General features: G+C 55.4%; 20 protein-coding genes. 10 read left to right on the forward strand and 10 right to left on the reverse strand.

Annotated features, from left to right (window positions below):
- Window position 1: 1 nt before the first annotated feature.
- Window positions 2-1,882 (forward strand): adenylyl-sulfate kinase, encoded by a 1,881-nt coding sequence (cysC, locus tag J4P41_RS07595; protein WP_426066655.1) that lies wholly within the window; start codon window positions 2-4, stop codon window positions 1,880-1,882.
- 56 nt (window positions 1,883-1,938) lie between these two features.
- On the opposite strand, the gene J4P41_RS07600 is transcribed toward cysC, so the two are convergent.
- Window positions 1,939-2,982, reverse strand: a complete 1,044-nt coding sequence (locus J4P41_RS07600; RefSeq protein ID WP_426066656.1) for an SDR family oxidoreductase — start codon at window positions 2,980-2,982, stop codon at window positions 1,939-1,941.
- A gap of 76 nt (window positions 2,983-3,058) precedes the next feature.
- Between J4P41_RS07600 and J4P41_RS07605 the strand changes: the two genes are divergently transcribed.
- Together J4P41_RS07605 and J4P41_RS07610 are read left to right on the forward strand one after the other, a co-directional pair.
- Entirely contained in the window at window positions 3,059-3,463 is a 405-nt protein-coding gene (locus tag J4P41_RS07605) for a MerR family transcriptional regulator (RefSeq protein ID WP_426066657.1), read from the forward strand.
- Window positions 3,464-3,706: 243 nt separating this feature from the next.
- The gene (locus tag J4P41_RS07610; RefSeq protein WP_211567990.1) at window positions 3,707-5,089 is read left to right on the forward strand and encodes a sugar porter family MFS transporter; all 1,383 of its coding nucleotides are present in this window, start codon (window positions 3,707-3,709) and stop codon (window positions 5,087-5,089) included.
- A gap of 69 nt (window positions 5,090-5,158) precedes the next feature.
- Here J4P41_RS07610 and J4P41_RS07615 read toward each other — a convergent pair whose 3' ends face one another.
- The 4 genes from J4P41_RS07615 to J4P41_RS07630 all read right to left on the reverse strand — a co-directional run bounded on the left by J4P41_RS07615 (window position 5,159) and on the right by J4P41_RS07630 (window position 12,160).
- Complete coding sequence (locus J4P41_RS07615; RefSeq protein ID WP_034881548.1) at window positions 5,159-6,472, reverse strand: UDP-glucose dehydrogenase family protein; 1,314 nt, start codon at window positions 6,470-6,472, stop codon at window positions 5,159-5,161.
- Between the two features lie 92 nt (window positions 6,473-6,564).
- Window positions 6,565-8,445 carry an AsmA family protein gene (locus J4P41_RS07620; protein ID WP_426066658.1) on the reverse strand — a complete coding sequence of 627 codons (1,881 nt, stop codon included), beginning with the start codon at window positions 8,443-8,445 and terminating at the stop codon, window positions 6,565-6,567.
- 124 nt (window positions 8,446-8,569) lie between these two features.
- Window positions 8,570-10,216, reverse strand: coding sequence for an OprO/OprP family phosphate-selective porin (locus tag J4P41_RS07625; RefSeq protein WP_426066783.1), 1,647 nt, complete (start codon window positions 10,214-10,216; stop codon window positions 8,570-8,572).
- A gap of 252 nt (window positions 10,217-10,468) precedes the next feature.
- Window positions 10,469-12,160 (reverse strand): OprO/OprP family phosphate-selective porin, encoded by a 1,692-nt coding sequence (locus J4P41_RS07630; RefSeq protein WP_211567992.1) that lies wholly within the window; start codon window positions 12,158-12,160, stop codon window positions 10,469-10,471.
- A 324-nt stretch (window positions 12,161-12,484) separates the two neighbouring features.
- Here J4P41_RS07630 and pstS point away from each other — a divergent pair, with 324 nt between their 5' ends.
- The gene (gene pstS, locus J4P41_RS07635; protein ID WP_426066659.1) at window positions 12,485-13,501 is read left to right on the forward strand and encodes a phosphate ABC transporter substrate-binding protein PstS; all 1,017 of its coding nucleotides are present in this window, start codon (window positions 12,485-12,487) and stop codon (window positions 13,499-13,501) included.
- 177 nt (window positions 13,502-13,678) lie between these two features.
- On the forward strand, window positions 13,679-14,893 hold the full coding sequence (locus tag J4P41_RS07640; RefSeq protein WP_023944193.1) for a multidrug effflux MFS transporter: 1,215 nt from the start codon (window positions 13,679-13,681) through the stop codon (window positions 14,891-14,893).
- 31 nt (window positions 14,894-14,924) lie between these two features.
- Here J4P41_RS07640 and J4P41_RS07645 read toward each other — a convergent pair whose 3' ends face one another.
- Together J4P41_RS07645 and J4P41_RS07650 are read right to left on the reverse strand one after the other, a co-directional pair.
- The gene (locus tag J4P41_RS07645; RefSeq protein ID WP_016737900.1) at window positions 14,925-15,065 is read right to left on the reverse strand and encodes a hypothetical protein; all 141 of its coding nucleotides are present in this window, start codon (window positions 15,063-15,065) and stop codon (window positions 14,925-14,927) included.
- A gap of 278 nt (window positions 15,066-15,343) precedes the next feature.
- Window positions 15,344-15,847, reverse strand: coding sequence for a DUF2721 domain-containing protein (locus J4P41_RS07650; protein ID WP_010503108.1), 504 nt, complete (start codon window positions 15,845-15,847; stop codon window positions 15,344-15,346).
- Between the two features lie 107 nt (window positions 15,848-15,954).
- Between J4P41_RS07650 and J4P41_RS07655 the strand changes: the two genes are divergently transcribed.
- Entirely contained in the window at window positions 15,955-16,800 is an 846-nt protein-coding gene (locus J4P41_RS07655) for a creatininase family protein (protein WP_426066660.1), read from the forward strand.
- A complete protein-coding gene (locus tag J4P41_RS07660; protein ID WP_062503767.1) occupies window positions 16,797-18,062 on the forward strand; it encodes a YncE family protein in 1,266 nt (421 codons plus the stop codon). The genes J4P41_RS07655 and J4P41_RS07660 overlap by 4 nt, the downstream gene beginning before the upstream one ends.
- A gap of 64 nt (window positions 18,063-18,126) precedes the next feature.
- Here the strand turns inward: J4P41_RS07660 and J4P41_RS07665 are convergent, their stop codons facing one another.
- Window positions 18,127-19,026, reverse strand: a complete 900-nt coding sequence (locus J4P41_RS07665; RefSeq protein WP_426066661.1) for a LysR family transcriptional regulator — start codon at window positions 19,024-19,026, stop codon at window positions 18,127-18,129.
- A 98-nt stretch (window positions 19,027-19,124) separates the two neighbouring features.
- Here J4P41_RS07665 and J4P41_RS07670 point away from each other — a divergent pair, with 98 nt between their 5' ends.
- Both J4P41_RS07670 and J4P41_RS07675 read left to right on the forward strand, forming a co-directional pair.
- On the forward strand, window positions 19,125-20,135 hold the full coding sequence (locus tag J4P41_RS07670) for an aldo/keto reductase (protein ID WP_426066662.1): 1,011 nt from the start codon (window positions 19,125-19,127) through the stop codon (window positions 20,133-20,135).
- A 95-nt stretch (window positions 20,136-20,230) separates the two neighbouring features.
- Entirely contained in the window at window positions 20,231-20,572 is a 342-nt protein-coding gene (locus J4P41_RS07675) for a hypothetical protein (RefSeq protein ID WP_034880755.1), read from the forward strand.
- Between the two features lie 52 nt (window positions 20,573-20,624).
- Here the strand turns inward: J4P41_RS07675 and J4P41_RS07680 are convergent, their stop codons facing one another.
- Together J4P41_RS07680 and J4P41_RS07685 are read right to left on the reverse strand one after the other, a co-directional pair.
- A complete protein-coding gene (locus J4P41_RS07680) occupies window positions 20,625-22,973 on the reverse strand; it encodes a mechanosensitive ion channel family protein (protein ID WP_426066663.1) in 2,349 nt (782 codons plus the stop codon).
- A 195-nt stretch (window positions 22,974-23,168) separates the two neighbouring features.
- Window positions 23,169-23,585, reverse strand: a complete 417-nt coding sequence (locus tag J4P41_RS07685) for a winged helix-turn-helix transcriptional regulator (RefSeq protein ID WP_026017526.1) — start codon at window positions 23,583-23,585, stop codon at window positions 23,169-23,171.
- Between the two features lie 108 nt (window positions 23,586-23,693).
- Between J4P41_RS07685 and J4P41_RS07690 the strand changes: the two genes are divergently transcribed.
- On the forward strand, window positions 23,694-24,758 hold the full coding sequence (locus J4P41_RS07690) for an SDR family oxidoreductase (protein WP_426066664.1): 1,065 nt from the start codon (window positions 23,694-23,696) through the stop codon (window positions 24,756-24,758).
- The last annotated feature ends 45 nt before the right edge of the window (window positions 24,759-24,803 follow it).

Genomic DNA, 24,803 nt, shown 5'->3' on the forward strand with positions numbered 1-24,803 from the left:
AATGGGTGATCATATCGCAACCCAGAGTCTCTCTGAGGCGCACCGCGCTGCCGCAACGCCTATCGTGATTGTTGGCCATGTCGATCATGGTAAATCTACGTTGATCGGTCGTCTGCTGTACGACACGGACAGTCTTCAGGACGGCAAGCTCGCGCAGATCGTCGAGAGCAGCCGCAAGCGTGGTCTGGCGGTGGAGTGGAGCTTCCTGCTCGACTCCCTTCAGATCGAGCGCGATCAGGGCGTGACGGTCGATTCCACCCGAATTCCGTTCCGTCTGGGCTCGCGTGAGTTCGTGATCGTGGATGCGCCGGGCCATCGCCAGTTTCTGCGCAACATGATTACGGGTGCTGCTGATGCGGAAGCTGCCGTTCTGGTCGTGGATGCTCAGGAAGGCGCGCAGGAGCAGACGCGGCGTCATGCCATGTTGCTGCGCCTGATCGGTATCCGACATGTCATCGTGCTGCTGAACAAGTCGGACGTCCTGGGCTTTGATGAGTCGAAGATTGTTCAGGCCGAGTCTGATGTGCGTCAGTTGCTTGGACGTCTGGAAATCGAGGTTGAAGCCGTTGTTCCGGCGTCTGCGCGCGATGGTGATAATATCGCCAGCCGTTCCGAGCGGTCTGCCTGGTACAAGGGGCCGACGCTGATTGAGGCTCTGGCCAATGTGCCGCCTCCGGCCTCTCGTCTGGCGCTGCCGTTCCGTATGCCCGTTCAGGACATTTATCGCTTCGATGGCGTTCGCTATGTTGCAGGGCGGATCGAGCGTGGCACGGTGCGTGCGGGTGATCGCCTGACGATTGGTGTTCAGGGGCAGATTGCAACGGTTGCGGAAGTTTGCCGCTGGCATGCGCCGGAATTGCCGGTTGCTGGCGCAGGTGAATCGATTGCGCTGCGTCTGGAGCCGGATCTGGTTCCGGATCGTGGGGATCTGCTTTTCCCGGCGGATGACAAGGCTGCAGCCCCAGAGCGTTCGGCGCGGATTCGCACCCGTCTGTTCTGGCTTCGCGGTGAGCCGCTGCGGGTTGGCGAGAGTTTCACGCTTCGTCTGGCGACCGCTGAGCATGATGTGACGGTGGCCTCCATTGATGCGGTTGTGGATCTGGATGATCTGACGTTGCGTCAGGGTGATGAGGTTCCGCCGGACGGGTTCGCCGAAATCACGCTGGCCGCTTCGCATGCTGTGCTGTTCGACCCGTTCTCTCCCGGCTTTGGGGATGGTCGAGGCGTGCTGGTGGATCGCCATCAGCGCATTGTCGGCGGTGCACCACTGATTGGCCCGGCTGATCTGGAAGACGGCGTTCATGCCATCCATCCAACCGCCAGCCGCATTTCCGCTGGGCAGCAGGCGCAGGCTCGTGGACACAAAAGCGGGGTGTTCTGGCTGACGGGCCTACCGGGTTCCGGCAAGAGCACCGTGGCGCGGGCGGCGGAAGTGTCGCTGGCGGCGCAGAACGTGAAAGCGACTGTGCTGGACGGGGACACGCTTCGCGCTGGACTGTGCAGTGACCTGGGCTTCTCGCCGGAAGATCGTCGGGAAAACATTCGCCGTGCGGCGCATGTCGCGAAGATCCTCTCCGAGAGTGGCCAGGCGGTTATTGTTGCGTTGGTATCGCCACTACAGGCAGATCGTGATCTGGCTCGACAGATTGTGGGCGAGGGTTTCCATGAAGTGTTTGTGGATACGCCGCTGGCAACCTGTGAGCAGCGTGACCCGAAGGGACTGTATGCGGCGGCACGCGCCGGAAAAATCCCTGAATTCACGGGTGTTTCAGCACCGTATGAAGCGCCTTTGTCTCCTGAGCTTCGTCTTGGGGCGGATCGCACGGAGGCAGAGACCGTTAGTGAACTGACCGGGTTTGTTCTACGGGTTGTTCAGCCCTGAGCTTGGGATGATCTGACCTCAAAGAGACGGCGGCCTTTGGGCCGCCGTTTTTCGTTTCAGGGCAGAAAGCCGGCCCGGCGGAACCAGTTGATTTCGTCTGTCAGGGTTTCTTCCAGAGGTCTGAAGGTTAGTCCAAGATCATGATGAAATCTGTGGGCGCTGAAATGGGAGCGGTCATTTTCCGAGGCGAGGGCCTTTGCCGTGGCCCAGCTCATGAGGACGGGCTTGCGTGTGAGACGAGCCTGCACTTCGCTGAGGGCTGCGATGATATAAAGCAGCGGCATGGGAATCTGGCGTGATGGCGCTTTGCGACCAGTCAGCCTTGCAATCAGCGGAATGAGGTCAGCTATTGTCTGGTGTCTGCCTGCCGCCAGATAACGTTCTCCGCGCTTCCCTTTGCTAAGACAGGCAATCATTGCCTGCGCGACGTCCCGCGCATCGACAAGACTGACCGAACCGGGTGGAATGCCCGGAAGTTTCCCGCGAGCGACATCAATGACTGTTTGGCCGGCTGATGTCGGACCGCGATCGCCGGGTCCGTGCATCCAGCCCGGAAGGACCATGCAGGCCCAGAATTCCGGATACTCAGCCAGAAAATCATTCAGAACTTTCTCGGACCGGATCTTGCTTCGGAAATATGGGTCGGCTTCGTCTTCCCGCCGAAGCATTGTTTCATCGACGGTCTGTCCCTTCGTGCCCTTCAAAACCGCAATGGAACTCACATGAACCATGCGACGGATCCCTGCTTTCCATGAGGTATCCAGAAGCTCTTTCATGGCTTTGACGTTGATTGCTTCCAGATCCTGGTCGTGGTTGCCGCCCGTATAGGAATCCCGGAAGTAGGCTGCCGTATGGAACAGCACATCCACGCCGGACAATGCTGCACTGAAGCTCGGAATGGACTGAAGGTCTCCAGTGATGATCTCGACAGGCAGGCCATCAAACTGCTGTTTTGCCTTGGCTTCCGATCGTGCGAGTGCGCGGACCTGAAAGCCGTCTGCCAAAAGTGCGCGAACAAGGTTATTGCCGAGAAGACCTGTAGCGCCTGTTACGAATGCGACAGGGGCAGGAGCATTTTTGCTCTGTGAAAGGGCGGTCATGAGAATGGCTCCGTCAGACATGGAGCATTGTCTATAAGACTGGACCTTGGTCCATGGTCAAGGAAGAGAGACGGTCATGTTAATTGGCGAATTCGCTCAAAGAGCGGGCTTAAGTCAGGACACGGTACGGTTTTATGTGCGCAAAGGATTGCTGCGGCCTCAGATAGGCTCGCGCGGGGGGCGGAATCCTTATCAGGAATTTACGGAGCGGGACCTGCAGACGGCCCGGATCGTTCGTTTTGGGCAGTCACTTGGGATGAGTCTGAAAGAACTGACAGCGATTAATGATGAGATGGTGCAGGACGGTCTTTCCGATGAACGTGCTGTGATGCTCATGCAGGAACAGATTGATCGACTTGCTGGAAAAGCGTCTGAAATCGAAACGTTGATTCAGTATCTTCGGGCTAAATGCCAGTGGATCCAGTCCGGAAAGGATGGGCCTGAACCTTCGTTTCTCTGCATTGCTAATGATGAAGAATGAAAGGAGGCTTCACGGAATTGCGTTTACGGGCAGAGCCAAACTGGGGGTAGGGTCAGTGTGTTATGATTTTCATGGCCATGAGGCTGTGATCTGCGTGCAGGATTAAATGTCACATCCGACGAGAAAATAACATTAATATTATCAAAATACGAAAATACTCACTTTTGTGATGTGCGTTTTAATGCTGTAACGTTAAAGAAGATTTCAGAAAACGTATCTGCTCACATGCGGAAGAAGGCCCCTATGACGCAGTCTCTTGATGTTTCACGAAAGCTCAGCGGAGATGCGCTGACGAATTTCATCGCGACCATCTCCGCTACGGGTGGCCTCCTTTTCGGGTATGACACGGGAATTATTTCGTCAGCCCTGTTGCAGATCCGTGAGCAGTTTCATCTCGACACGATTGGCTCCGAGATTGTCACGTCTGCGATTATTCTCGGCGCTCTTCTGGGGTGTCTTGGGGCTGGCGGTGTTTCTGACCGGTTTGGTCGTCGTCGTACTGTAATGATTGCGGCAGCACTTTTTGTTGTTGGTACCATTCTGGCTGCTGCAGCTCAGAGTGTTCCGGTTCTGATCGGTTCACGCTTGGTCCTGGGATTGGCTATTGGTGCAGCCTCGCAGATCGTACCAATTTATATTGCTGAAATATCCCCGCCTCATCGTCGTGGACGGCTGGTGGTTGGGTTCCAGCTTGCTGTTGTGTCTGGAGTGACTATTTCCTTCCTGACGGGGTACTTTCTGCGCGATAGCAGCTGGCGGATCATGTTTGGCATTGGCATGTTGCCTGCCCTTATTCTTTTTATCGGAATGGCTTTCCTGCCAAACAGCCCTCGGTGGCTTGCCCTTAAGGGGAGGACAGACGAAGCATTGGCTGTTCTGTGTCGCGTTCGTTCTTCGGAAGATGCAGCACGAAGCGAGCTTCAGGATATTATCGATAATCATGACGAACAGGCATCGTGGTCCGAATTGGCCAAGCCTTGGGTACGGCCTGCACTGATTGCGTCTGTCGGTATTGCGCTATTGTGCCAGTTCACGGGTATCAATGCGATCATGTACTATGCTCCGGCGATTTTTTCGGATGCAGGTTTTGGTCAGGACTCGGCTCTGCTGACTTCCGTGGCTGTTGGTCTCTCCATGGTTTGTGCAACGATCTTTGGCGGCTGGGCCGTTGATACCTGGGGACGTCGGACACTGATTTTGCGACTTCTTCCGGGTGCGGTCATTTCTCTGATCGTTTTGGGAGCAATGTTTGCTCTGCATATGACAAGCGGTATTGGGGCCTGGATCACTGTTCTGGCCATCATAGGTTATACTGTCTGCAACACAGGAAGTCTGTCCGTTGCGGTCTGGCTGGTTGGTGCTGAGGTTTATCCACTGTCCTGCCGTGGTAAGGGAATGAGCCTGGTTGCAGGAAGTCACTGGGGTGCAGACCTGATTATTTCTCTCACGACGCTGTCTTTGGTGCAGGGATTGGGCGCGCACATGACCTTCTGGCTGTTTGCGATCGTCAATGCGTTTGCGTTCTTTTTCGTGCTTCGCTACGTACCGGAAACGAAAGGGCAGTCTCTGGAGCAGCTTGAAAGAAGCCTGCGTGACGGAACATTCGCTCCCGTTCACAAGTCATGAAAAAGGGGAGCTTTGGCTCCCCTCTGCAAGAAAAGCCAGTTCTCAGGAGCTGGCTTTTTTTATGTATTCTCAGCAGCGCCCGATTGAACTGTAATCAAAGCCAGCGGCGCGCATGATGTCCGGATTCCAGATATTTCTAAGATCTGCGATGGCTTTACCGCGCATGGCGGTGCGCAGCCGCTCGGGGTCAATGGCACGGAAGACATTCCATTCCGTCAGTACGACGAGAATATCTGCGTTTGTCGCAGCCTCCAGGGCGTCCGTGCAGTATGTAATCTCTGGGGGGAGAAGCGCACGGGCGGGCTCCATGCCTTCCGGGTCAAAAGCCTGAATGATGGCACCAGCTTCTTGAAGATGGGTCAGGATCGGAAGGGAAGCGGCTTCGCGCATATCGTCCGTATCGGGTTTGAACGTCAGGCCCAGGACGCCGACGGTCTTGCCCTGAACACTCCCACCGATCTGCGTAATGATGCGTTCTGCCATGCGGCTCTTACGATCTTCATTGACGTCAACAGTTGCTTCTACCAGACGGGAGGGAGCTCCGGCGTCTCGTGCGATGGCGGTTAAAGCGCGGGTGTCTTTGGGGAAGCAGGAACCGCCATAGCCGGGGCCTGCATGGAGGAAGCGCTTCCCGATGCGTTGATCCAGCCCCATACCCAGAGCAACGTCATGGATGTTACCACCGACCTTCTCGCAAAGATCTGCCATTTCGTTGATGAAGGTGACCTTCATGGCTAGAAAGGCGTTTGCGGCATATTTTGTGAGTTCAGCAGTTTCCAGATCCGTCATGACGATGGGGGCTTCGATCAGATGAATCGGGCGATAAATCTCGCGCATGACTGCGGCGGCGCGTTCGCCTGCGTCTGGTCCGGACGTATCAATGCCGATAATCACGCGATCGGGCTGCATGAAGTCCCCGATTGCGTTGCCTTCTCGCAGGAATTCAGGGTTGGAAGCTACGTCAAACGTCAGTTCCGAGCGTGTCTCCTTCAGGATACGGGCGACTTCGCGGCCTGTCCCTACGGGTACGGTCGATTTGGTGACAACCAGAAGCCCTTCCTTGGCTGAGAGGGCAATTTCTTTTGTCGCCGCATAGACATAGGTCAGATCAGCATGGCCATCGCCACGGCGGGTGGGGGTGCCGACGGCAATGAAGACGGCGTCAGCACCGTCTATGGCTGCAGCAAGATCGTCTCCAAAGGTGAGGCGGCCGGTCTCAACGTTCTTGCTGACAATGGCGTCCAAGCCTGGTTCATAGATGGGAATGCGACCATCCCGGAGAGCTGCCAGTTTTTTGGGATCCCGCTCGACAATGGCGACGTCTGATCCGAATTCGGCAAAACAGGCGCCGGAGACCAGTCCGACGTAACCACCACCGATCATTGCTATACGCATAACAGAACTCTCCTAGCGCTATAATGTCTGCATAACCGGCGCACCGGGTGGGAGCAAATATCCGACCACAGACCGTGTGGTCATTTCGTGGGGCGGGCACAGGGGTTGGAAGCGGCGAAAGAACGCAGAGCCGGAGGCAGGATGGTCAGTTCGTTGGAATCGGCCAGCAGTCCACGCCCGCGTTTGGACCATCTGGCAAGGCTGAGGTCTGGGTTATCGAACCGTCCGCTGACGCGCACAGGAATATCAAGTGCAAAGAAACTGGTTGAGAAGGGTCGGCTTGCAAAAACAAGGTCCAGCCAGCGTCGGTTGAGGTCGACATCCGCTTTTGCGGCGATGATTCCTGCGTTTGTTCGAATGCGGAGTGGTGAGACTGTACCGATGCCCTGATGCATGTCCAGGACGCCAAGCATACAGGTGATGGGCGTAGTGCCTTTGGCATGCCGAACCAGCAGGCGCAGGTCCATGGAGGCCGTTTCAACAATTTCTCTGGCGATTTCGCCTTTCTCCATGCTGACAGCTGCCACCAGATCCGCCTTGCGCGTGGCTTCGTTCAGGGTGCTGACGTTTGCAGCTTTCGCAATGATGCGGATGGACAGCGAACCTTTGACAGGAATGGGAGCCAAGCCTGCTGTGCGCCGCAGGCGATCGATATCACCGTGGGAAAGGGCGATGGAGGCGTTGATTCGGGAGCGGTTTCCATCGCCCTCAATCTGGCCATTTGCTTGAAGATTGGCTCCCAGATAGCCAAGGGTCAAAGTTGAGACATTGATCTTTCCGGGCGTCTGGGAGGCATTGAACTTCAGCTTTGAGAACGTCAGGGCATTATAGAGAACGTCTTCAGCGGCCAGTTTGACATGCAGGACAGGGTCGGGCTTGGCAGGTGCGACGAGAGGAATGTCAGTCTGGCCAGAAGATTTTCTGGATGAGAAGGCTTTGGTCAGGCTGTTGAGGTCAATGTGACCAAATGTCAGGTCTGTGTTGATGATGTCCGGTGTTCCTTTGCCTCCTTCTTCAAGATCAAAGGTCCCATCATTGATCTGGCTGTCTTTGAGGGCACCTCTGGCATGGGTGAAGTGCCAGTTGTCTCCGGCATGACTGAATGTGCCTTTGAGTGAGAGCGGGAGAGCCGGATGTGTTCCGGACAGTCCGGCAAGGGCGAAAACAGGCGCGGATGTGGGAGTTGAGAGGGCGACGTCGCCTTTGACGCCATCGAAATTCAGAGGATCTGTCAGAGTCCCGTTGAAATCGAGCGTAAGGTCGCCAGACGTGATGTGAGCTGTGGCTTTATAAGGATCTGGCACACGGCGTAGAGCATCAAAAGACTGCATGGAGGCGTCAAGCGTGATGCCCGTATCATTATATCCTCCCTGGAAAGACATTTTGACTGGGGAGGCATCATCTTTTGACTGGAATGTCACCTGCGTCATCGTCACTTGATAGGATGCGCCTTTGGCGGATCGGTAAGTGACATCACTATTTTTGAGGGTCAGGTTTCGAAGGCCCGGAAAGTCATGAAGATCAGGTTTTTCCTCGGATGCTTTGACCGGGCGTGGGCGCTTCAGATCTTCAAAAGGCACGAATCTCCAGTTCGGGATGCGATCAGATGTGCGTTCGAAGAGACCGGAGAAATGATCAACGATAACGTCACGGGTTTCGATTGGTCCGTGCAGAAGTGACATCAGGCGCAGTTTGGCGTGTATGGTTCCGGCAGTAATGATATCGGGCCGGCTGCCTCCGGGAATATTGGCAATGTGCAAGTCTTCTCCGTCCACTGTTATCCATTTTCCGGGGTGAATATGGAGATGGCCGATGTGGACGTTGCGATGAAGTGATTTGGAGAGCTTTGCAGAGGCCAGCGCAGCGAAGTCCTTGTGCTGGATCCAGAACCATCCGCCAGTGATGGCGGTACAGAGCAGAACAAAAAGCGCAAGTAGAGATCCAAGAAACCAGCGAAGCAAGATTTGTTCTTTCCGAAGATCAGGGAAGAGAAGTCTTAATAACGTGCCATGTTCATAAACGGGAGTGTTTCAGGAAGGAAAAATATTCGCTGTGATTCTGGGAGTGTTTCAAAAAGGTGAGTATTTAGAATGCGGCCTGAACACGCCCGACGACTGCATCTCCCGTCCGGCCATTCTGATTGACGGTTGTGGTGCTGCGGCTGACAATGAAATGGTTATAATCCACCATAAATTTGAAGTGACGGTTGGGATACCAGTTCAGCCCTGTTGCCCACACTGTCTGTTGGCCTCCGCGAACACCATCTGGCCTCTCGAGGCGGCTGTTCAGGTCAGCCACACTGTAACGTGCGGCGATTTCAAGGGCTCCCCATTGATTGCGGGCGGGATCGAATTCGCCATCCGGGGAAACACCAGGAGCCAAAAAGCCGCCTTCCTGAATGCTATAGCGGCGCGGATTTCCGAAGAGCGTATAGCCAATGGCGCTATACCATCCCTGAAAGGCGAGGGAGGGCAACCCGCCTGATCGTTCGATCCCAATGCGGTAATATTCTGCTTTGAGCAGCAGTCGCTTCCAGCGCAAGGCAAATTCAGGACCCGCGGACCAGACCTGAGCGACATTCTGGATGGCACCTGTTGTTTGCAGAACAGATTCCCCAATGTTGACTTCGGGGCGTTGGATAAAGGTGTAGCTGCGTCCGTCTTCCGTCTGGGCGACCTTGAAAGACGCAATGGAAGAAACGCCTACATGCAGATCCACGTCTTTGGTGACAACCGGACGTCCAGCCACGCGGAATGTCCCGCCGGTCTGGCTGTCCGCCACATGTTTGCCAATGGGAAGGTAATACTGGTTTTCGGCGCGGTTACCCCAGCTTTGTCCAGTAAAGTAGCCGCCAATCCACCAACGGTCTGCATAATGTAAACCACCGATGCTGAAGCGGGCGTCATTGGCGGCAATAGTGCGTACCATATCTACGATGGCAGGACGCTCCAACAGAAGGAAATCGTTGGAGCTTTCGGCATCTTCTTCCGTGACGCGTGGCTGAAAATAGCCGACTGTCAGGATCGTATTATGCAGGCCGGCGTAGTTGATGTTGGCTTCATACAACCCGACCTGGCCATCAAAATTTCCATGTCCGAAGTCGGGAGTGACGTTCGCGATCCAGTCCTTGTAGCGGAAGGAGAAAGGGATTCGCAGTCGGCGACTGTTGGATGTGAAGGAATTGAAATTGCCCCGGCTTTCTCCATTGCGTTGGGATACTCCGAGGAAGCCTCCAAAGTCTTCCTGGAAGGCGAGACCGATGGACAGGGCATAGGCACCGTCCGCAGTTTTGAAGGTCGGTCTACCATTGGGGAATCCGATTTTCATTCCGCCGATTGAGACTTCCTCGTCCTGGCTCGAGGCCTGCTGAAAATCTTTCCATGATGATACGATGCCGCGGTCTGACGGTGGTGTATCCTGCGCGAGAGGTGTTCTTCTCAGAAGTGAGATCGGGGCGGCTGTCTGGAGAAGAGGCGGCGGAGGTAGGTACCCGGCTCGTTGGCGATAAGGATTGGCTTCGGTTTCTTCCCGCTGTCTCGCGAGAAGTGCGCTGGTACGTTTGTGTTCGGCGGCACGCTCTTTCTTTAATTCCTGAACTTCAGCCTGCATGGCACGGATCTGTCGTTCCATGAGTTCCAGACGATCTGCGGCCGATGCTTCTTCTTCTGGCAGGCAAGAAAGAAGGAGTGTCGTTGTAGCAAGCAGTGTCAGTCGGGAAAGGAAGACAGGCATCGTGTGAAAAGCGTCCTGATAATACTCAAGTGACTCTGACAGCAGGCTGTCAGAGTGTGGAACGCTCAAGAAAGTGAGGGTTTCCTCTGAGAGCGCAGAGCCTACTCTCTAATCACAAACAAGGAAGGTGTGCGTATCATTGTGCGACACCGTTGCTTGAGGTTTGGAGTGCGCGGTTCGCTGCACGGTGAGGGGCATAAAAAAAGCGGAAACAGCTCGCGCCATTTCCGCCTGAGAGAGACTGGAAAAGTCTTAGAAGCCAGCCTGGATACGGGCTGCGATGGAGTTGCCTGTCCGACCGTAGAGGTTGGTTGCCTGCATGCTGCGGGACACGATGAAGTGGCTGTAATCGAGCATGAGACGGAAATGGCGGTTCGGATACCAGTTCAGGCCGCCGGTCCAGACGGTTTGCTGACCGCCACGAATAACGTTCTTGGCGTTGGCTTCGTTCAGACCGCTGTTCAGGTCGATCACGCTGTAATGACCAACGACTTCAAGCGCTCCCCATTGGTTGAGAGCGGGATTGAATTCTTCCTTGCTTGACACGCCCGGTGCTCCGAAAGCGCCAGCTTTGTAGTTGTACATCCGCGGGTCGCCGAAGATCGTATAGGCAGCCGACCCATACCAGCCCTGGAAGCCGGCAGATTTCAGGCCTGGGCCAGAGCGCTGTACCCCGACGTGATAATATTCACCCTTCACAACCAGGCGGTTCCAGCGAACGCCAAGCTCAGGACCAGCAGCCCAGACCTGTGCGGCGTTGGAAATGCCACCTGTGGCTGCCAGATTGGCTTCACCGATATCGAATTCAGGACGCTGTCCGAAAGACGTTGATCGTGAGCAGTGATTGGCGTCCGTTCCTGTGTTGCAGGCAAGGCGGAAAGCTGAAATTGCAGACGCGCCCAAATGAACGTCCCAATCCTTCGTAGCAACCGGACGACCGGCAACGCGAAGGGTGCCGCCGGTCTGGCTGTCAACGGTACTGCCGCTGCCACCACCGTAATAGGTGCTGCTGCTGTCAGAAGCGTTACGATGGCCCCATTCCTGACCGGTGAAGTAACCGGCTACCCACCAGCGCTTCTCATAATGGAGACCGCCGACGCTGAAACGGGCATCGCCAGCAGCGATATTACGGACCATATCGGTGATGCTGGGGCGTTCGAGTGTGAAGAAGTCGTTGGAGCTTTCGGAATCTTCTTCGGTGACGCGCGGCTGGAAGTAACCGACTGTCAGAATCGTGTTGCGGAAGCCTGTGTAGTTCAGGTTGCCTTCGTATAGTCCGACGTAACCATCGTTATGGTTTGCGCCGAAATCAGGCGTAACGGCTGCGACCCAGTTCTTGTAGCGGAACATGAAGGGAATACGCAGGCGACGCATGTTGGACGTAAAGCTGTTGAAAGCACCGCGTGTTTCGCCGCTGCGGGGACCGGAGTTGAAGAAGCCTCCGAAGTCTTCATGGAAGGCCAGTCCGATCGAAAGGGCGTAGGCGCCGTCAGACGACTGAATGGTGGGGCGTCCTTTCGGGAAGCCGATTTTCACGCCACCAACGGTGACTTCTTCATCCTGTGCCGTTGCACGCTGGAAGTCGGACCAGGACGTGATGTCTGCACGATCTGAAGCCGGACGACCGGTATCGGGGCCGCCGGTTCCTTTTCGAACAGTAATCAGAGGAGCATTGGACTGAGGATGGGAGCCGATATAGCTGTTACGCTGCCCATATGGGTTGTTTTCTGCCTCTTCACGCTGGTGGGCGAGAACGGCGCGGGCGCGTTTGATATCCTCGTTGTGTTCCTTCTTCATGGCGGTCAACTGCGCCTGCATGGCGCGGATCTGGCGCTCCATGATTTCCATCTGGTCTGCGGCATGCGCATGGCCAGTAAGAGCGCCGAGAGACATCAGGGTTGAAGTCGCTAGAAGAGCGGTTGTTCTTCGGAAAGAGAAAGTCATTGCCGCGGTGCATCCCTTGCGTGAATGGCAGGTTGTCCACGGCGGAGGTATCTGATTCCCCTTTTTGAAGAATGGGAAGGTTTGATGACGACTGAAAGACTCTTTTATGACAAAAGGTGTCAAGCCTTTGAAAATATGTGTCTTTCTGGAATCCTGTTTGTGACGACCTGTTTTCTGAGAATGCAGGTCTGGAAAATGTGTGTCATTTTTGCATCAATACGCCTTCATGTCTGTCATGAAACTATCATGTGCATGCCTCTGTTTCTCCTTACGGGCTGGGTTTAGTAGATAGTCCGGTTTTTCAATGCCCGATGAGGGATCATCATGATTAAGAGCAAGCTTGCGCTTTTCGGCTTCGTCGCAATGACAGCCTTGGGGTCAGTTTCCCTGTCATCCGCCCGCGCTGCGGACATCACGGGAGCGGGCTCCAGCTTTGCCGCTCCGATCTACGGAGCATGGGGCGAAGGGGCCAAGCGTCAGATTGGCGTCAACGTGAACTATCAGAGCGTTGGCTCGAGCGCCGGTCAGGATCAGGTTGTGGCTCGGACGGTTGACTTCGGTGCTTCTGACAAGCCGATGGCTGCGGCTCGTCTGGCGTCCGAGCATCTGTACCAGTTCCCGACGGTCATGAGTGGCATCGTTGTTGTCGTGAACGTTCCAGGTATCGAGCCGGGTACGCTCCGCCTCGATGGCCCGACCCTGGCTGCGCTGTATGACGGTGAAATCACGGAATGGGACGATGACCGTATCAAGGCTCTCAATCCGGGTCTGAAGCTGCCAGAAACGGACGTCGCTCCGGTTCATCGTGCTGACGGTTCTGGTACGAGCTTCGTTTTCACGTCTTATCTGTCTCAGGTGTCACCTGAGTGGAAGCAGAAGCTGGGCGCTGGCACATCTGTAGCGTGGCCAGGCGGTTCGGGTGCACGTGGAAACGACGGCATTGCAGCTATGGTCAAGCAGACCGAAGGCGGCATTGGTTACGTTGAGTATTCCTATGCTGCGCAAAATCACCTGAATATTGCCCAGATGAAGAATCATACGGGTGCATTTGTTTCCCCGACGCTGAAGAGCTTTGTGGAAGCTGCAAATGCTGCAGATTGGACACATGCCGACCATTATGCCGTCAACCTGCTGGACACGGCGGGTCCGGGTGCATGGCCTATCGTGACGGCTACGTTCGTTCTGGTTCCAACCAACCCGAAGGATGCTACGACAGCCAAGGCTGTTCGTGATTTCTTTGCGTGGGGTTTCCAGCATGGCGATGCGGATAACACCCGTCTTGACTATGTTGGCCTTCCGCAAAGCGTGAAGGATGCCGTATTGGCAGGTTGGGGTAAGTAATCTTCCTCGTTTGCTGGTCTGATCGGCTGTTTCTCCCAGTTGGGGGATAGTCAGGTCAGATAAAAAGGCGTTGAGTGCAGAAGCGGGCTTCTCCGGATGTGAGATGCCCGCTTTCCTGTTTTTGCCTTGCCCAGACATGGTGCGATTTTGTCCGCTTTCTCCAAGCCTGATACCCCTGTGGGGACTCTTTCCCCGATTGTCCGAATTCTGATCGGATTGATTTTCATTCTGGGGCCTGTTTCAACAGATATGTATCTGCCTGCATTTCCCATGCTGGAGCATGATCTGGGGGCAGGGGCGGGCTCGGCACAGCTTACATTGACGGCGTGGTTGGTTGGGCTGGCTATCGGACAGTTCACGCTTGGGCCACTTTGTGACCGATATGGTCGGAAGTTGCCTCTGCTGCTCGGACTGGTGGTTTATGTCATTGCTTCAGCCCTGCTGGCTGTCGTTACAAACTTTCATCTTTTCTGCGTTCTGCGTTTTATTGCTGCCATGGGAGGCGCAACGACGTCTGTCGCGCCACGGGCTATGGTGCGTGATGTCGCGACGGGGACTGCTGGCGTCAAGCTGATGTCTCAATTGATGCTGATTTTCGGACTGGGGCCTTTGTTGGCACCTTCAATTGGAAGCTTTCTTCTTGATCTTGGTGAGTGGCGTTTGATTTTCTGGGTGGGCGCCGGGTTTGGCATTTTTCTTTTTCTGGGGACATGGTTCCTGCTGCCGGATACCTTCCCACCTGAAAAGCGCTTCGCACTTCCTTTTACGGGGGTGATTGCCCGTTACAGGGATCTGATTACCGAACCTCTATTCTGTTCAGCGGCCATGGTGGCGAGCTTCGGTACGTTCACCATGTTTGCCTATCTTTCCAATGCACCAGCCCTTTTTGAAGGGATACTGCATTTTTCGCCGCGTCTCTTTGCCATGTTTTTTGGTCTGAATGCGGTTGGATTTGTGCTTGGGTCGCAAATCAATGCGCGGATGGCGCACAGATTCCTGTTCACCAGGGTGATGGAATACGGAATGATGGCCGTACTGACCTTCACGCTTCTTGGTGTGCTTGTGTGTTCTCTTGGGGTGGTTGGCCCGCAGAATCCTTGGCCGCTGTGTGCGCTGATTTTTTGCACGACGACGTGTCTGGGATTTGTTGGGCCGAATGCTGGTGTTCTGGCTCTGACACATCACGGACATCAGGCTGGAGCAGCGTCTGCCCTGATCGGGACATTGAACTGGACCGTTGCCGGCTGTGCAGGCGTTTTGATGGCTCTTCTGCCGTCACATTGGGTCGGGTCCACGTCAGTGGGAATGATGATTGGAATTCTGGGCTGCTGGGTCAGTGATATCTGGCGACGCAGACTGGATCCAGACTCCTATCTGTCAGTGCATCACTGATTGTGGCAGCGAAAGAGCTGAGCGTGAGACATCAGCCTTTGGAAGAAACGCGGTCAGCAGCAACTGTAGCGATCATCAGAGCGCCGATCACAGGCACGAAAGCAATCATTGAGAATTCGGCGAGAAGGCTGGTTGGAAGGCCGATCAGGTGGATCAGTGTCATGGACGTCATGGAAGTTATCTCCGTTTTACTTGCCGTTGGTGGCGTGGGACGGGAGAAACTCCAGAAGTGCCCTGCAAGGCAATAAATGAAGATGCAGGATCAGCTCTGCGTTTGACGCATGAACCTTTGCCAGAACTTTTCCACATTTGGCGAGAATGGACTAACTTCTGTTCAAATATGACTATTTCGTTATCAGTGGAGATGTATTCTATTCCACTTATTCTGGATTTCTCTGACACCAAAATCCAGAAAGGGCTCTTATTTGCGCAATAAAATTGCGTCTGGTCTTATTTTGCGTTTGGGTGCGGGAGAGAAAGCCGGTCTCTGCGGAGACCGTGCCAGCTCAAAAAAGTGTCTGCCAGAAAGAAGGAAAGTGCCCCGACAGTGCAGGCGAGAGCTATGCCGAAAAAGGCTAGCAGCCATGTGGATGTACTTGCATCACGTAAAGAACCGACAAAAAGAGCCATTGCGGCCCCGCAGGTCGAGGCTCCGCCGATTGCATTCAGCATGATTGCGGCATCCAGAACGAAGATTCGCCGGTGGAGTCTGATCTCATGGGCCGCTAGACGCTCGGGCGTATAAAACGGATCTGGCGTGTCTGTGTCAGAAGGGGGCGTCGACAGTCGTTTGCGTACGTCTTCCAGGTGATCAGCCACGCGTGCCAAGCGTGTATTGAACACGTTGATCAGTGTACCGATGCCTGAAAGCATGAAAACAGGCGTCAGGGCGATTTGAATCAGATGGGCGGCGCTATCGACCGCGTCCGGGTCGTAGGAAACAGGAAAGGGCATGGCGCCTTTTATACTGTATCTTCCGGCAGCGAAAAGACGCAGTGCTCTGGAAAACATCCCCCGACATGGAGTAGGGAAAGACAGCCATTTTCAGAGATGCCGACTTCATGCCTGTCATTGCCCGTCTGTTTCGCCCGGTTTGTATGATGCTTGGGCTTGGAGTGACCGCTGCCTCTTCTGCTTTTGCACAGGATGCTGGTCACTGTTCCGGGACTGCGCGGCAGGTTGAATTCGCGTGCCAGACCTGGACTGAGATTGACCGTGCCGTACAGTCCGGGACGGATACCGTTATTATTCCCGTCGGTGGGACCGAGCAGAGCGGCCCTTACATGGCTGTGGGCAAGCATAATGTTCGTGCACAGGTTCTGGCTGACGAGATTGCCCGACAGGCAGGACATACCCTTGTGGCGCCTGTCGTGGCCTATGTGCCGGAAGGATCGACGGACCCTCGTACCTCTCATATGCGTTTTGCGGGAACGATTTCAGTTCCTGCTGCTGTATTTGAAGGGCTGCTGAGGGGCGCTGCGGAGAGTTTCCGGGTTCAGGGCTTTCGGAAGATCATTTTGCTTGGAGACCATGGTGGCTATCAGGCTTCCATGGCTCACGTCGCGCAGGATCTGAACAAACGCTGGAAAGGTCAGGCGGCTGTTCTGGATCTGCGTGATTACTACGAGGTTATTCCCCATCAATATGCTGACGCCCTGAAAGCACAGGGCCATGCGGCGGAGGTGGGACTACATGCGGAACTGAGCGATACATCTCTGATGCTGGCGGTCGACCCGTCCCTGGTACGTCAGGACGCTCTGAGAACCGCCCCGAAACCCGGTGCCGCCGATGGTGTCTATGGCGGTGACCCCCGGCAGGCTACAGCCGCGCTGGGGCGTATCGGTACTGAGATGCAGATACGCACCGCTGTAACGGCACTTCAGTCCTTCAACAGGAGCCATCCATGAACTTCAAAAATCCCCTGCTGGCGGCGCTGACGCTGCTGGGAGCCTCTGCGGCTCACGCCCAGACCACGGCTCCTGCGGATGCAAGTGCACCGATTTCTGTGCCTCCGGCACCGGCTGCTCCTGCTGCTCCGCCTGCGATGGTGCCGGTTTCGACCCCTGCAGCGGCTTCAGCAGTTGCTTCAGATGCGGTGCAGACCATTCCGGGCATGCCAGCCGTAATTGATCCGCACAATATCTATAGTGAGACCACGCCGTCCCACATCTCCCCGGCTATCGCTCATGATCCGGCGCGCGTGTATGTGCCGAACCTGCGTGGAAACAGCGTCTCCGTTATTGATCCGGTGTCCTTTCAGGTTGTCGACACTTATCCGGTTGGCCGCTCGCCGCAGCATGTCGTTCCGTCCTGGGATCTGCGGACGTTGTGGGTGACGAACAACAGTGAAGGCCGCCCGGATGGCTCTCTGACGCCGATTGATCCGGCGACGACCAAGCCAGGTCCGAATGTCGCTGTTGATGACCCGTACAACATGTATTTCACGCCGGATGGCAAGTATGCCATCACGGTTGCTGAAGCGCATAAGCGGCTTGATTTCCGCGATCCGCACACGATGGAACTGAAGGGTTCTGTCGAGACGCCAGAATGCAAGGGCGTCAATCACGCGGACTTCTCCATTGATGGCAAGTACGCGATCTTCACCTGTGAGTTTGGCGGTTATGTTGCCAAGGTCGATACGGTGAACCTGAAGATGATCGGGATGCTGAAGCTGTCCAAGGGTGGAATGCCGCAGGACATTCTGACGGCTCCGGACGGACACAAGTTCTACGTTGCGGACATGATGGCCGATGGTGTGTTTGTCGTGGACGGTGATTCCTTCACGGAGACTGGCTTTATCCCGACGGGGATTGGCACGCATGGTCTGTATCCGAGCCGTGATGGCAAGGTGATGTATGTGGCGAACCGTGGGTCACACCGTATTCATGGCAAGCGCGGCGGGCCGGGTGGCGTGTCCATCATCGATTTTGCGACGGATAAGGTCATCAAGACCTGGATGATTCCGGGGGGGGGCAGCCCGGATATGGGGAATGTCAGTGCTGACGGAAAGCTGCTCTGGCTGTCCGGCCGTTTCGACGATGTGGTGTATGCCATTGATACCGATACGGGGGCTGTCCGAAAAATTCCGGTTGGTGCTGAACCGCATGGCCTGACGGTCTGGCCGCAGCCGGGTCGTTATAGTGTTGGTCACACCGGTATTCTACGGTGATCTGAGAGGGGGGCTTCGGCCTCCCTTTTTGTTTTCAGGGTGCGATCTGTCTGAGCTGGCTTCTTTATGGTGTGGTGGGCAAAGACGGGTTTTTCAGGACGTCGATGAATGCTCTCAGGGCTTTCGGAATCTGTCTGCGGCTTGGGTAGTACAGAAAGAATGGTTCTGCGGAAGGAAGCCAGTCTCGCAGGATTGGGCGGAGTTTGTCCTGCATCATCGCTGGTTGTGCCAGAGCGTCATAGACATAGGCGCATCCTGCTCCCTGAATGGCGGCAGCGAGCATAAGGTCGTCATCATCAACCATGAGGGATGATGGGACCCTGATACTGAACGGAGTGCCCTTTTCTTCGAACTCCCAGGCATAGCATCGGCCACTTGGAAAACGTCGTCCGATACAAAGATGGTCTTTCAGGTCACGGGGGGAGACGGGCGTACCCTTGCGAGCCAGATAGGCGGGTGAGGCAACGACGACGAAAGGTTGGGGTGGCCCGACGGGACGGGCAATCATGTCGGCGGCTACGCTGTCACCAAATCGGATACCGGCGTCGAAGCCTTCTGCCACGATGTCTATCAGGCGTTCTTCCGTGACAATCTCCAGACTGATTCTGGGATATCGAAGGCTGAACTCTGCAAAGTGCATTGCGAGCAGACGTGCGGCAGGGCGCGGGACATTGATTCGTAAAGTGCCTGTGGGTGTATCCTGCAGGATGCGCAGATCCTGTATGGCCTGATCAATATCCTGGAAGGCGGGCCGGAGCGTTTGGAGAAGGTGTTCTCCTGCCTCGGTAGGCATCACGCTGCGGGTGGTGCGATTGAGGAGACGCAGGCCCAGCTTTTCTTCCAGCGATCTGATGGCGTGGCTTAAGGCTGAGGGAGAGACGTTGCGCAACTCTGCGGCTTTGCGAAAACTCCGCTGTCGGGCGACGTCAATAAAAATATCTAGTTCATGAAAATCTGGTTTCATTCATGAATGGTATTCATGAACTCATGAAGGAGACAATGGCTTATCAGGACAGTGGGTTTTGCAGACAGTGACGTTCGAACATGAAACGGAAGCCTGTTATGAAACGCCGCTTACTCGGAACGTCCGAATTGGAAATCTCGGCCATTGGCCTTGGTACCTGGGCGATTGCTGGTCCTGGTTGGGAGTTCGGCTGGGGCGCACAGGATGATGCGGATAGTTTGGCAACGCTGGAATATGCCGTAGATCAGGGTGTGAACTGGATCGACACGGCGGCTGTATATGGTCTTGGCCATGCGGAGACAGTTGTCGGGCAACTGCTGAAACGCTTCCCGCCATCCCGCCGTCCGCTGGTTTTTACCAAAGGTAGTCTGGTTTGGGACGAGAAGACTCGGGAAATTACGCATTCTCTTGCGCCAGCATCGCTGAGGCGGGAGGTTGAAGACAGTTTGCGGCGGCTGGGAACGGAAGCTATCGACCTGTACCAGATTCATTGGCCCTCTTTTCCACCGGGTGGACCGGATGAAGGTCTGGAAGATGCTCTGCTGGCTTTGCATCACCTGAAGGCCGCAGGAAAAATCCGGGCGATTGGGGTTTCTAATTTTGATGTGCCGCAGTTAAAGCGTGCCTTGGCCGTAACATCCCTTGCCTCCCTGCAACCACCTTATTCAGCGCTGATGCGGGATGTGGAGACGGAGATTCTGCCGTTCTGCGCAGCCATGGATATTGGTGTTCTCCCTTATTCGGTTCTGCAATCGGGTCTTCTGAGCGGAAAGATGACCAATGAGCGGATTCAGGCTCTTCCTGATGATGATTGGCGAAAGACGAGAAGTGCAGATTTTCAGGAGTCGCGTCTTAGTCAGTGTCTTAAGTTGGTAGATGTCTTCCGCCAGATTGCTGAGAGACATCGGGTCACACCTGCAGCCATTGCCATTGCATGGGTTTTGCGTCGAACCGAGGTTACGGGAGCAATTCTTGGGGCACGGCGCCCGGACCAGGTTGATGATCTGCTTCGGGGAGCGGAGATACAGCTTACGGCTGCTGAAATTGCATTGATTGCGCCCTATCTTCCGACTGGAACAGGCACCAATGTTCCCGGTTCTCAAAGCTGAAAGTATTATAGAATACGGCATACACGAACACTTGCGATCTTTCTGATCACCAATCCGCTACTATGGCCGGTATATGTCACGAAGGAGAATTGGTGATGCTGGGTATTTCAACATTGTGCTTTACTGTCGCGGTGATTGCAGGAACCTGGCTGGGGATCAATGTCCTGCAGGGGCGGCGGCCGCTTCGGGTTATGAAGCCAATCCATGTTGGGGCTGCACTGATTGGTTCAATTTTTATGATGATCGCGCTGGTCCAGGGGCAGCGGGGACTTATGCTGAATGTCGCGATTGCGATTGCCGTGATAGCGTTCGGTGTTCTGATGAGTTGGGCGCGGAAGCAGGGCTATCTGGTTGCACCACTCTATGTCTGCCACATTCTTCTGGCAGTGCTCTTTTACCTGTCTCTTGTTTCCGTCACACTGTTCCCGAATTTCTGAAAAAGACCAGAAACGGAAATGTCTCTGAAGGAGGCATTTCCGTTTTGTCGTGTCACGGAGTCTCGGGAGTTGGCTGAGGGCCAGTGTCATTGGCAACATGAAACTGCATGGCGTTGCCGGGGGGCGTCGTGGTGTAGGCGGTGGGTGTGTAGAATTTGACGCCTTCCTCTGCAAAACGGTTCGTCACGATACGGTTGAACTCGCGTTTGACTTTCCATTTCATCATGGGTGTCGTGCGGATGCTGCCGATCAAGGTTGCGCCGCCACTATCGCTCTGGTCCACGCCGAGATCTGTATAGTCAGACAGGATCATTGGGCCGAAGACCGGATCGGCGCGCATTTCCTTAACAGCTTTGGACATGATGGCTGAGACGCGTGGCAGATCTTCGGACAGGTCAAGCTGTTGCTTGATGACGATCTGGTTGTAACCACGGGCCGTATTGGCGATTGAAGATACGGATGAGAACGGGATGATGTGCAGATCACCCGTGATGTCACGCACTTTCACGGTTCGAATGGAAAGATTTTCCACAGTGCCTGAAACGCCGCCTGTGGTGACCCAGTCGCCAACCTGAATGGCGTCCTCCACCAGCATGAAGAAGCCGGTGATGAAGTCCTTCACAAGGCTCTGGGAGCCGAAGGCGATCGCTGCACCAAGAATACCGGCACCTGTCAGAAGCGGAGTGACATTGATCCCGATCTGGGACAGGGTCGTGACGGCGACGATGATGATGATGATGGCCAGAAGCACTGTACGGATGATTGGCAGAACCGTCCGGAGGCGTGTTGCGCGGGAGCGTTGACCGGATGTTTCGAAGGACGTCAGTTGGTGGTTGAGAACGAGATTGACCACTTCCCAGATAGCTGCAGCAACGGTGACGGCAATCAGCAGAGTCAGAACCGTGTCGGTCAGGCGTCGTCCCAACGCATTACGGATAAAGAAGCCAAAAGTTGGCAGCCCCCAGGCTTCCGTCATGGCTACGAGAGTCAGGAACAGAATGGCGCCCGTCAGAATGGCGCGTGCTGCGGGATAGTAGCGGTCTGCCCGCTTCTGGAGTTCGGGGAAGCGTTCTTCAAGCTGCGGGTTGACCCGAAAGAAACGGTCCTGAAGGCCATAGGCGAGAACGGCGCCAAGGCGGGAAAGCACCAGAACGGCAATGGTTGTTCCGGTTGTTTTCAGAATCCAGGCGTAGCCGCCCTGAAGATGGGCAGCCCAGACGATCCAGAGGGAAATATCCAGGAACATCGCTGGCACCCACCACAGCCGGGTAATGGCGGCAATGACGGTCCACATGCCGGTTTTCTTGCCAAGTGTGCTGGGTTGAAGGGCACGACTGACAATGTGCCGGATACGCCAGATAAAGGCGGCAATCAGGATATGCTCAACCAGAACCACCCCACGGATCATGGCGTCCGTACCGCGTGGGGTCAGATTGAATTGCGCTCCCAGTTCCGACAGGCAGATGACGATAGCGGGGGCCGCAACCAGAACATTCCACCAGCGGGTGACCATGAAGGCTGTAGGGTTGCTGGCGGGAAGAAGGCGAATGGTTGGTGAGCGGGGTGTGAATGCTGTTTCAACCAGAAGGTAAAGACCGCGGGCACCAGCGTAGGAATAGGCCAGTGTCAGGATAACGTTTGCTGTGCGGTCACTGATGGGCAGAACCCAAATGGAAGGAACGGTCACGGCTAAAAAAGCCAGAACTGGCACAGTTTTTAGAACGAGATGGAGGAAAGAATAGGGGATACGGGCCAGAAAGCGCAGGGTTTCCACCTGTCTGCGCTGGTCTTCCGCGCGGGTCTGGCTTGAATTGCTGGTGGGGGCTTCCGCTGTAATTTCCGCGTCTGTTTCGAGGGGCTGGCGAGCGTTGCGCGTTTCCTGTGCCTGTGCCTGCTGGGTGGTTGCCAGCAGCGGATTTCGGAGCATCAGCGCGACGACACGTTCTACGGCAAGCCCGCAGGCGATAACAATGAAGGCAATTCCGAAGGCATGGAGGATTGGCGCGCGTGTTTCGGGGGTAGAAAGCTGCGTGCGAAACCAGTGTCCAACGAGACCTAGATCTTTGAAGAGATTCAGAAAGTTGTGGACATACCCCATGGACTGGGTTCGGACACTGTTGAATCCGTTGCCGATTTCCGGGGAGACTTCCGGAAGTGTTTTCGTGTCTGTAGATGGCGCGCTGGCCGCAGGTGCTTCTTTGATGCCGCGAGCCATGAGGGACAGCGTGTGTGTGAAGGCGTCACGCTGCTTGGGGTCGTTCAGAACATTCAGGAGCTGTTGTGCTTCCTGCGCGGAGAGCGGAGCCGTTGTGGTGGCCTGAGGTGCAGTCTTGGTGGCTGGTGCTTCTGCGTGAGCCGAAGGGATCGCGAACAAAGCCGTCAGAAAGATCAGGAAGGCCATGAAGGAATGGTGGTTCCTTCGAAGGGGTGTCCATGACGGAGCGGGCCGTGAAGGGGAACACATCGCTCTGGAATGTCCTTGTATACCGTGGAGCCGGAGCAGTCCGGGGAAAGGGAAACGGGTGTGTCGCGTCTGCGCGCACCATTGTCAGCAGGAGTGCCACAGGACAGGGCCTTCTGTCCAAAACGTGATGCTCTATTCTGCTGCTTCCAGTGGATCTGTTGTGGTGCCAGCCAGACGCTCGTTTGCTTCAAGAGCTTCGAGGGCATCGGCATGGTCGATTCCCCAGAGATAAAGTTGCTCGATAGGCTCTACGAAAATTTTCCCGAGCGGTGTCAGGCTGTAGTCCACGTTTGGGGGCATGATCTGGTGGATCTGGCGGCTGACGAGTCCTTTGTCTTCCAGTTCTCGCAGGGTCTGGGTCATCATTTTTTTTGAGAGGCCCGGGATGCTGCGCTGAAGCTGTCCGGGGCGGGAATGGCCACCCAGAAGATGCAGCGTGTGAAGGATCATGGTGGTCCATTTTCCGCTGAAAAGTCTCAAAACTCTTCTTGGGGCGCAGTCTTCGTCGAAGGGGGCCTGTCGGTAGTGTGCGGGCAGCGAACGGGTCATTTTATGGGAACCTTTTGGTATCCAGGGCACAATACGGTGCCGTCTGGAAGTCTATTCGCCAAGGGGTCAAATGGAGGGGCGAACCACTTTTCCGGAGAGGAGACCCTGATGTCCCGGATTGCTCTTGTTGTTGGATCGACAGGTATTGTCGGTCAAAATCTGGCTGCCCGTCTCGTGGCAGAAGGCTGGACGGTCTATGGGCTGGCCCGTCGTCCCCGGCATGACATGGCGGGTGTTCTGCCGATTGCGGCGGATCTGCTGGATCTGCAAAATCTGAAATTGGCCCTGAAGACTTTGACGCCTACGCATGTTTTCTTCTGCTCCTGGCTTAGACAGGAGACGGAAGAAGAGAATTGCCGGGTCAATTCAGCGATGGTCCGGAATGTGTTTGAGGCCCTTCATGCTCCGGAAAAGCTGGAACATGCAGCGCTGACAACTGGTATGAAGCACTATCTTGGCCCCTTTGAGGCTTATGCTTCCGGTGAACCTCCTCAGACGCCTTTTCGTGAAGAGATGCCACGCCTTCCGCTGGCGAATTTCTATTACGATCAGGAAGACGTGCTGTATGCGGCGGCAGAGAAATATGGCTTCTCCTGGAGCGTGCATCGTCCGCACACTATTATCGGCTATGCGGTCGGGAATGCGATGAACATGGGCAGCACGCTGGCCGTTTATGCGACGATCTGCCGTGAAACAAGGCGCCCGTTTGTCTTCCCGGGTTCCGATGTTCAGTGGAACAGCCTGACCGATCTGACAGATGCGCGTCAGTTGGCGCGACAGCTGCTCTGGGCTTCGACGTCTGAAGGCGGCCGTAATGAGGCGTTCAATGTCGTTAATGGAGATGTGTTCCGTTGGAAGTGGCTCTGGCCACGTTTGGCGGCCTGGTTCGGGCTGGAAGCAGCGCCTTATCCGGGTCATGCGACATCTCTTGAAGACATCCTGTCTCAGGATGGAGAACTCTGGGCGCAGATCAGTGAGACGTATGGACTGGCTGAGGGGCGGATGGATCGCCTTGTTTCCGCCTGGCACACGGATGCGGATCTGGGGCGGCCTGTCGAGTGTGTGACGGATCTTTCCAAGAGCCGTCTGGCGGGGTTTGAGGGGTGGCAATACACGCCGGACTCGTTCTTCGATCTGTTCGAACGTTTGCGGGTTGAAAAACTGATTCCCTGAGGGAGACGACGTAAAACAGGATTTAATTGGTCCTGTTTTACGAAA

Origin of the sequence: Gluconobacter sp. NFX36 (assembly GCF_049887835.1) — a bacterium.
GTDB lineage: Bacteria > Pseudomonadota > Alphaproteobacteria > Acetobacterales > Acetobacteraceae > Gluconobacter > Gluconobacter japonicus_A.

Excerpts from the sequence above, each read along its gene's own strand:
- cysC (WP_426066655.1), top strand. The coding sequence starts at position 2 with ATGGGTGATCATATCGCAACCCAGAGTCTCTCTGAGGCGCACCGCGCT.
- J4P41_RS07600 (WP_426066656.1), bottom strand. The coding sequence starts at position 2,982 with ATGACCGCCCTTTCACAGAGCAAAAATGCTCCTGCCCCTGTCGCATTC.
- J4P41_RS07605 (WP_426066657.1), top strand. The coding sequence starts at position 3,059 with ATGTTAATTGGCGAATTCGCTCAAAGAGCGGGCTTAAGTCAGGACACG.
- J4P41_RS07610 (WP_211567990.1), top strand. The coding sequence starts at position 3,707 with ATGACGCAGTCTCTTGATGTTTCACGAAAGCTCAGCGGAGATGCGCTG.
- J4P41_RS07615 (WP_034881548.1), bottom strand. The coding sequence starts at position 6,472 with ATGATCGGTGGTGGTTACGTCGGACTGGTCTCCGGCGCCTGTTTTGCC.
- J4P41_RS07625 (WP_426066783.1), bottom strand. The coding sequence starts at position 10,216 with ATGCCTGTCTTCCTTTCCCGACTGACACTGCTTGCTACAACGACACTC.
- J4P41_RS07630 (WP_211567992.1), bottom strand. The coding sequence starts at position 12,160 with ATGACTTTCTCTTTCCGAAGAACAACCGCTCTTCTAGCGACTTCAACC.
- pstS (WP_426066659.1), top strand. The coding sequence starts at position 12,485 with ATGATTAAGAGCAAGCTTGCGCTTTTCGGCTTCGTCGCAATGACAGCC.
- J4P41_RS07645 (WP_016737900.1), bottom strand. The coding sequence starts at position 15,065 with ATGACGTCCATGACACTGATCCACCTGATCGGCCTTCCAACCAGCCTT.
- J4P41_RS07650 (WP_010503108.1), bottom strand. The coding sequence starts at position 15,847 with ATGCCCTTTCCTGTTTCCTACGACCCGGACGCGGTCGATAGCGCCGCC.
- J4P41_RS07655 (WP_426066660.1), top strand. The coding sequence starts at position 15,955 with ATGCCTGTCATTGCCCGTCTGTTTCGCCCGGTTTGTATGATGCTTGGG.
- J4P41_RS07660 (WP_062503767.1), top strand. The coding sequence starts at position 16,797 with ATGAACTTCAAAAATCCCCTGCTGGCGGCGCTGACGCTGCTGGGAGCC.
- J4P41_RS07665 (WP_426066661.1), bottom strand. The coding sequence starts at position 19,026 with ATGAAACCAGATTTTCATGAACTAGATATTTTTATTGACGTCGCCCGA.
- J4P41_RS07670 (WP_426066662.1), top strand. The coding sequence starts at position 19,125 with ATGAAACGCCGCTTACTCGGAACGTCCGAATTGGAAATCTCGGCCATT.
- J4P41_RS07675 (WP_034880755.1), top strand. The coding sequence starts at position 20,231 with ATGCTGGGTATTTCAACATTGTGCTTTACTGTCGCGGTGATTGCAGGA.
- J4P41_RS07680 (WP_426066663.1), bottom strand. The coding sequence starts at position 22,973 with ATGGCCTTCCTGATCTTTCTGACGGCTTTGTTCGCGATCCCTTCGGCT.
- J4P41_RS07685 (WP_026017526.1), bottom strand. The coding sequence starts at position 23,585 with ATGACCCGTTCGCTGCCCGCACACTACCGACAGGCCCCCTTCGACGAA.
- J4P41_RS07690 (WP_426066664.1), top strand. The coding sequence starts at position 23,694 with ATGTCCCGGATTGCTCTTGTTGTTGGATCGACAGGTATTGTCGGTCAA.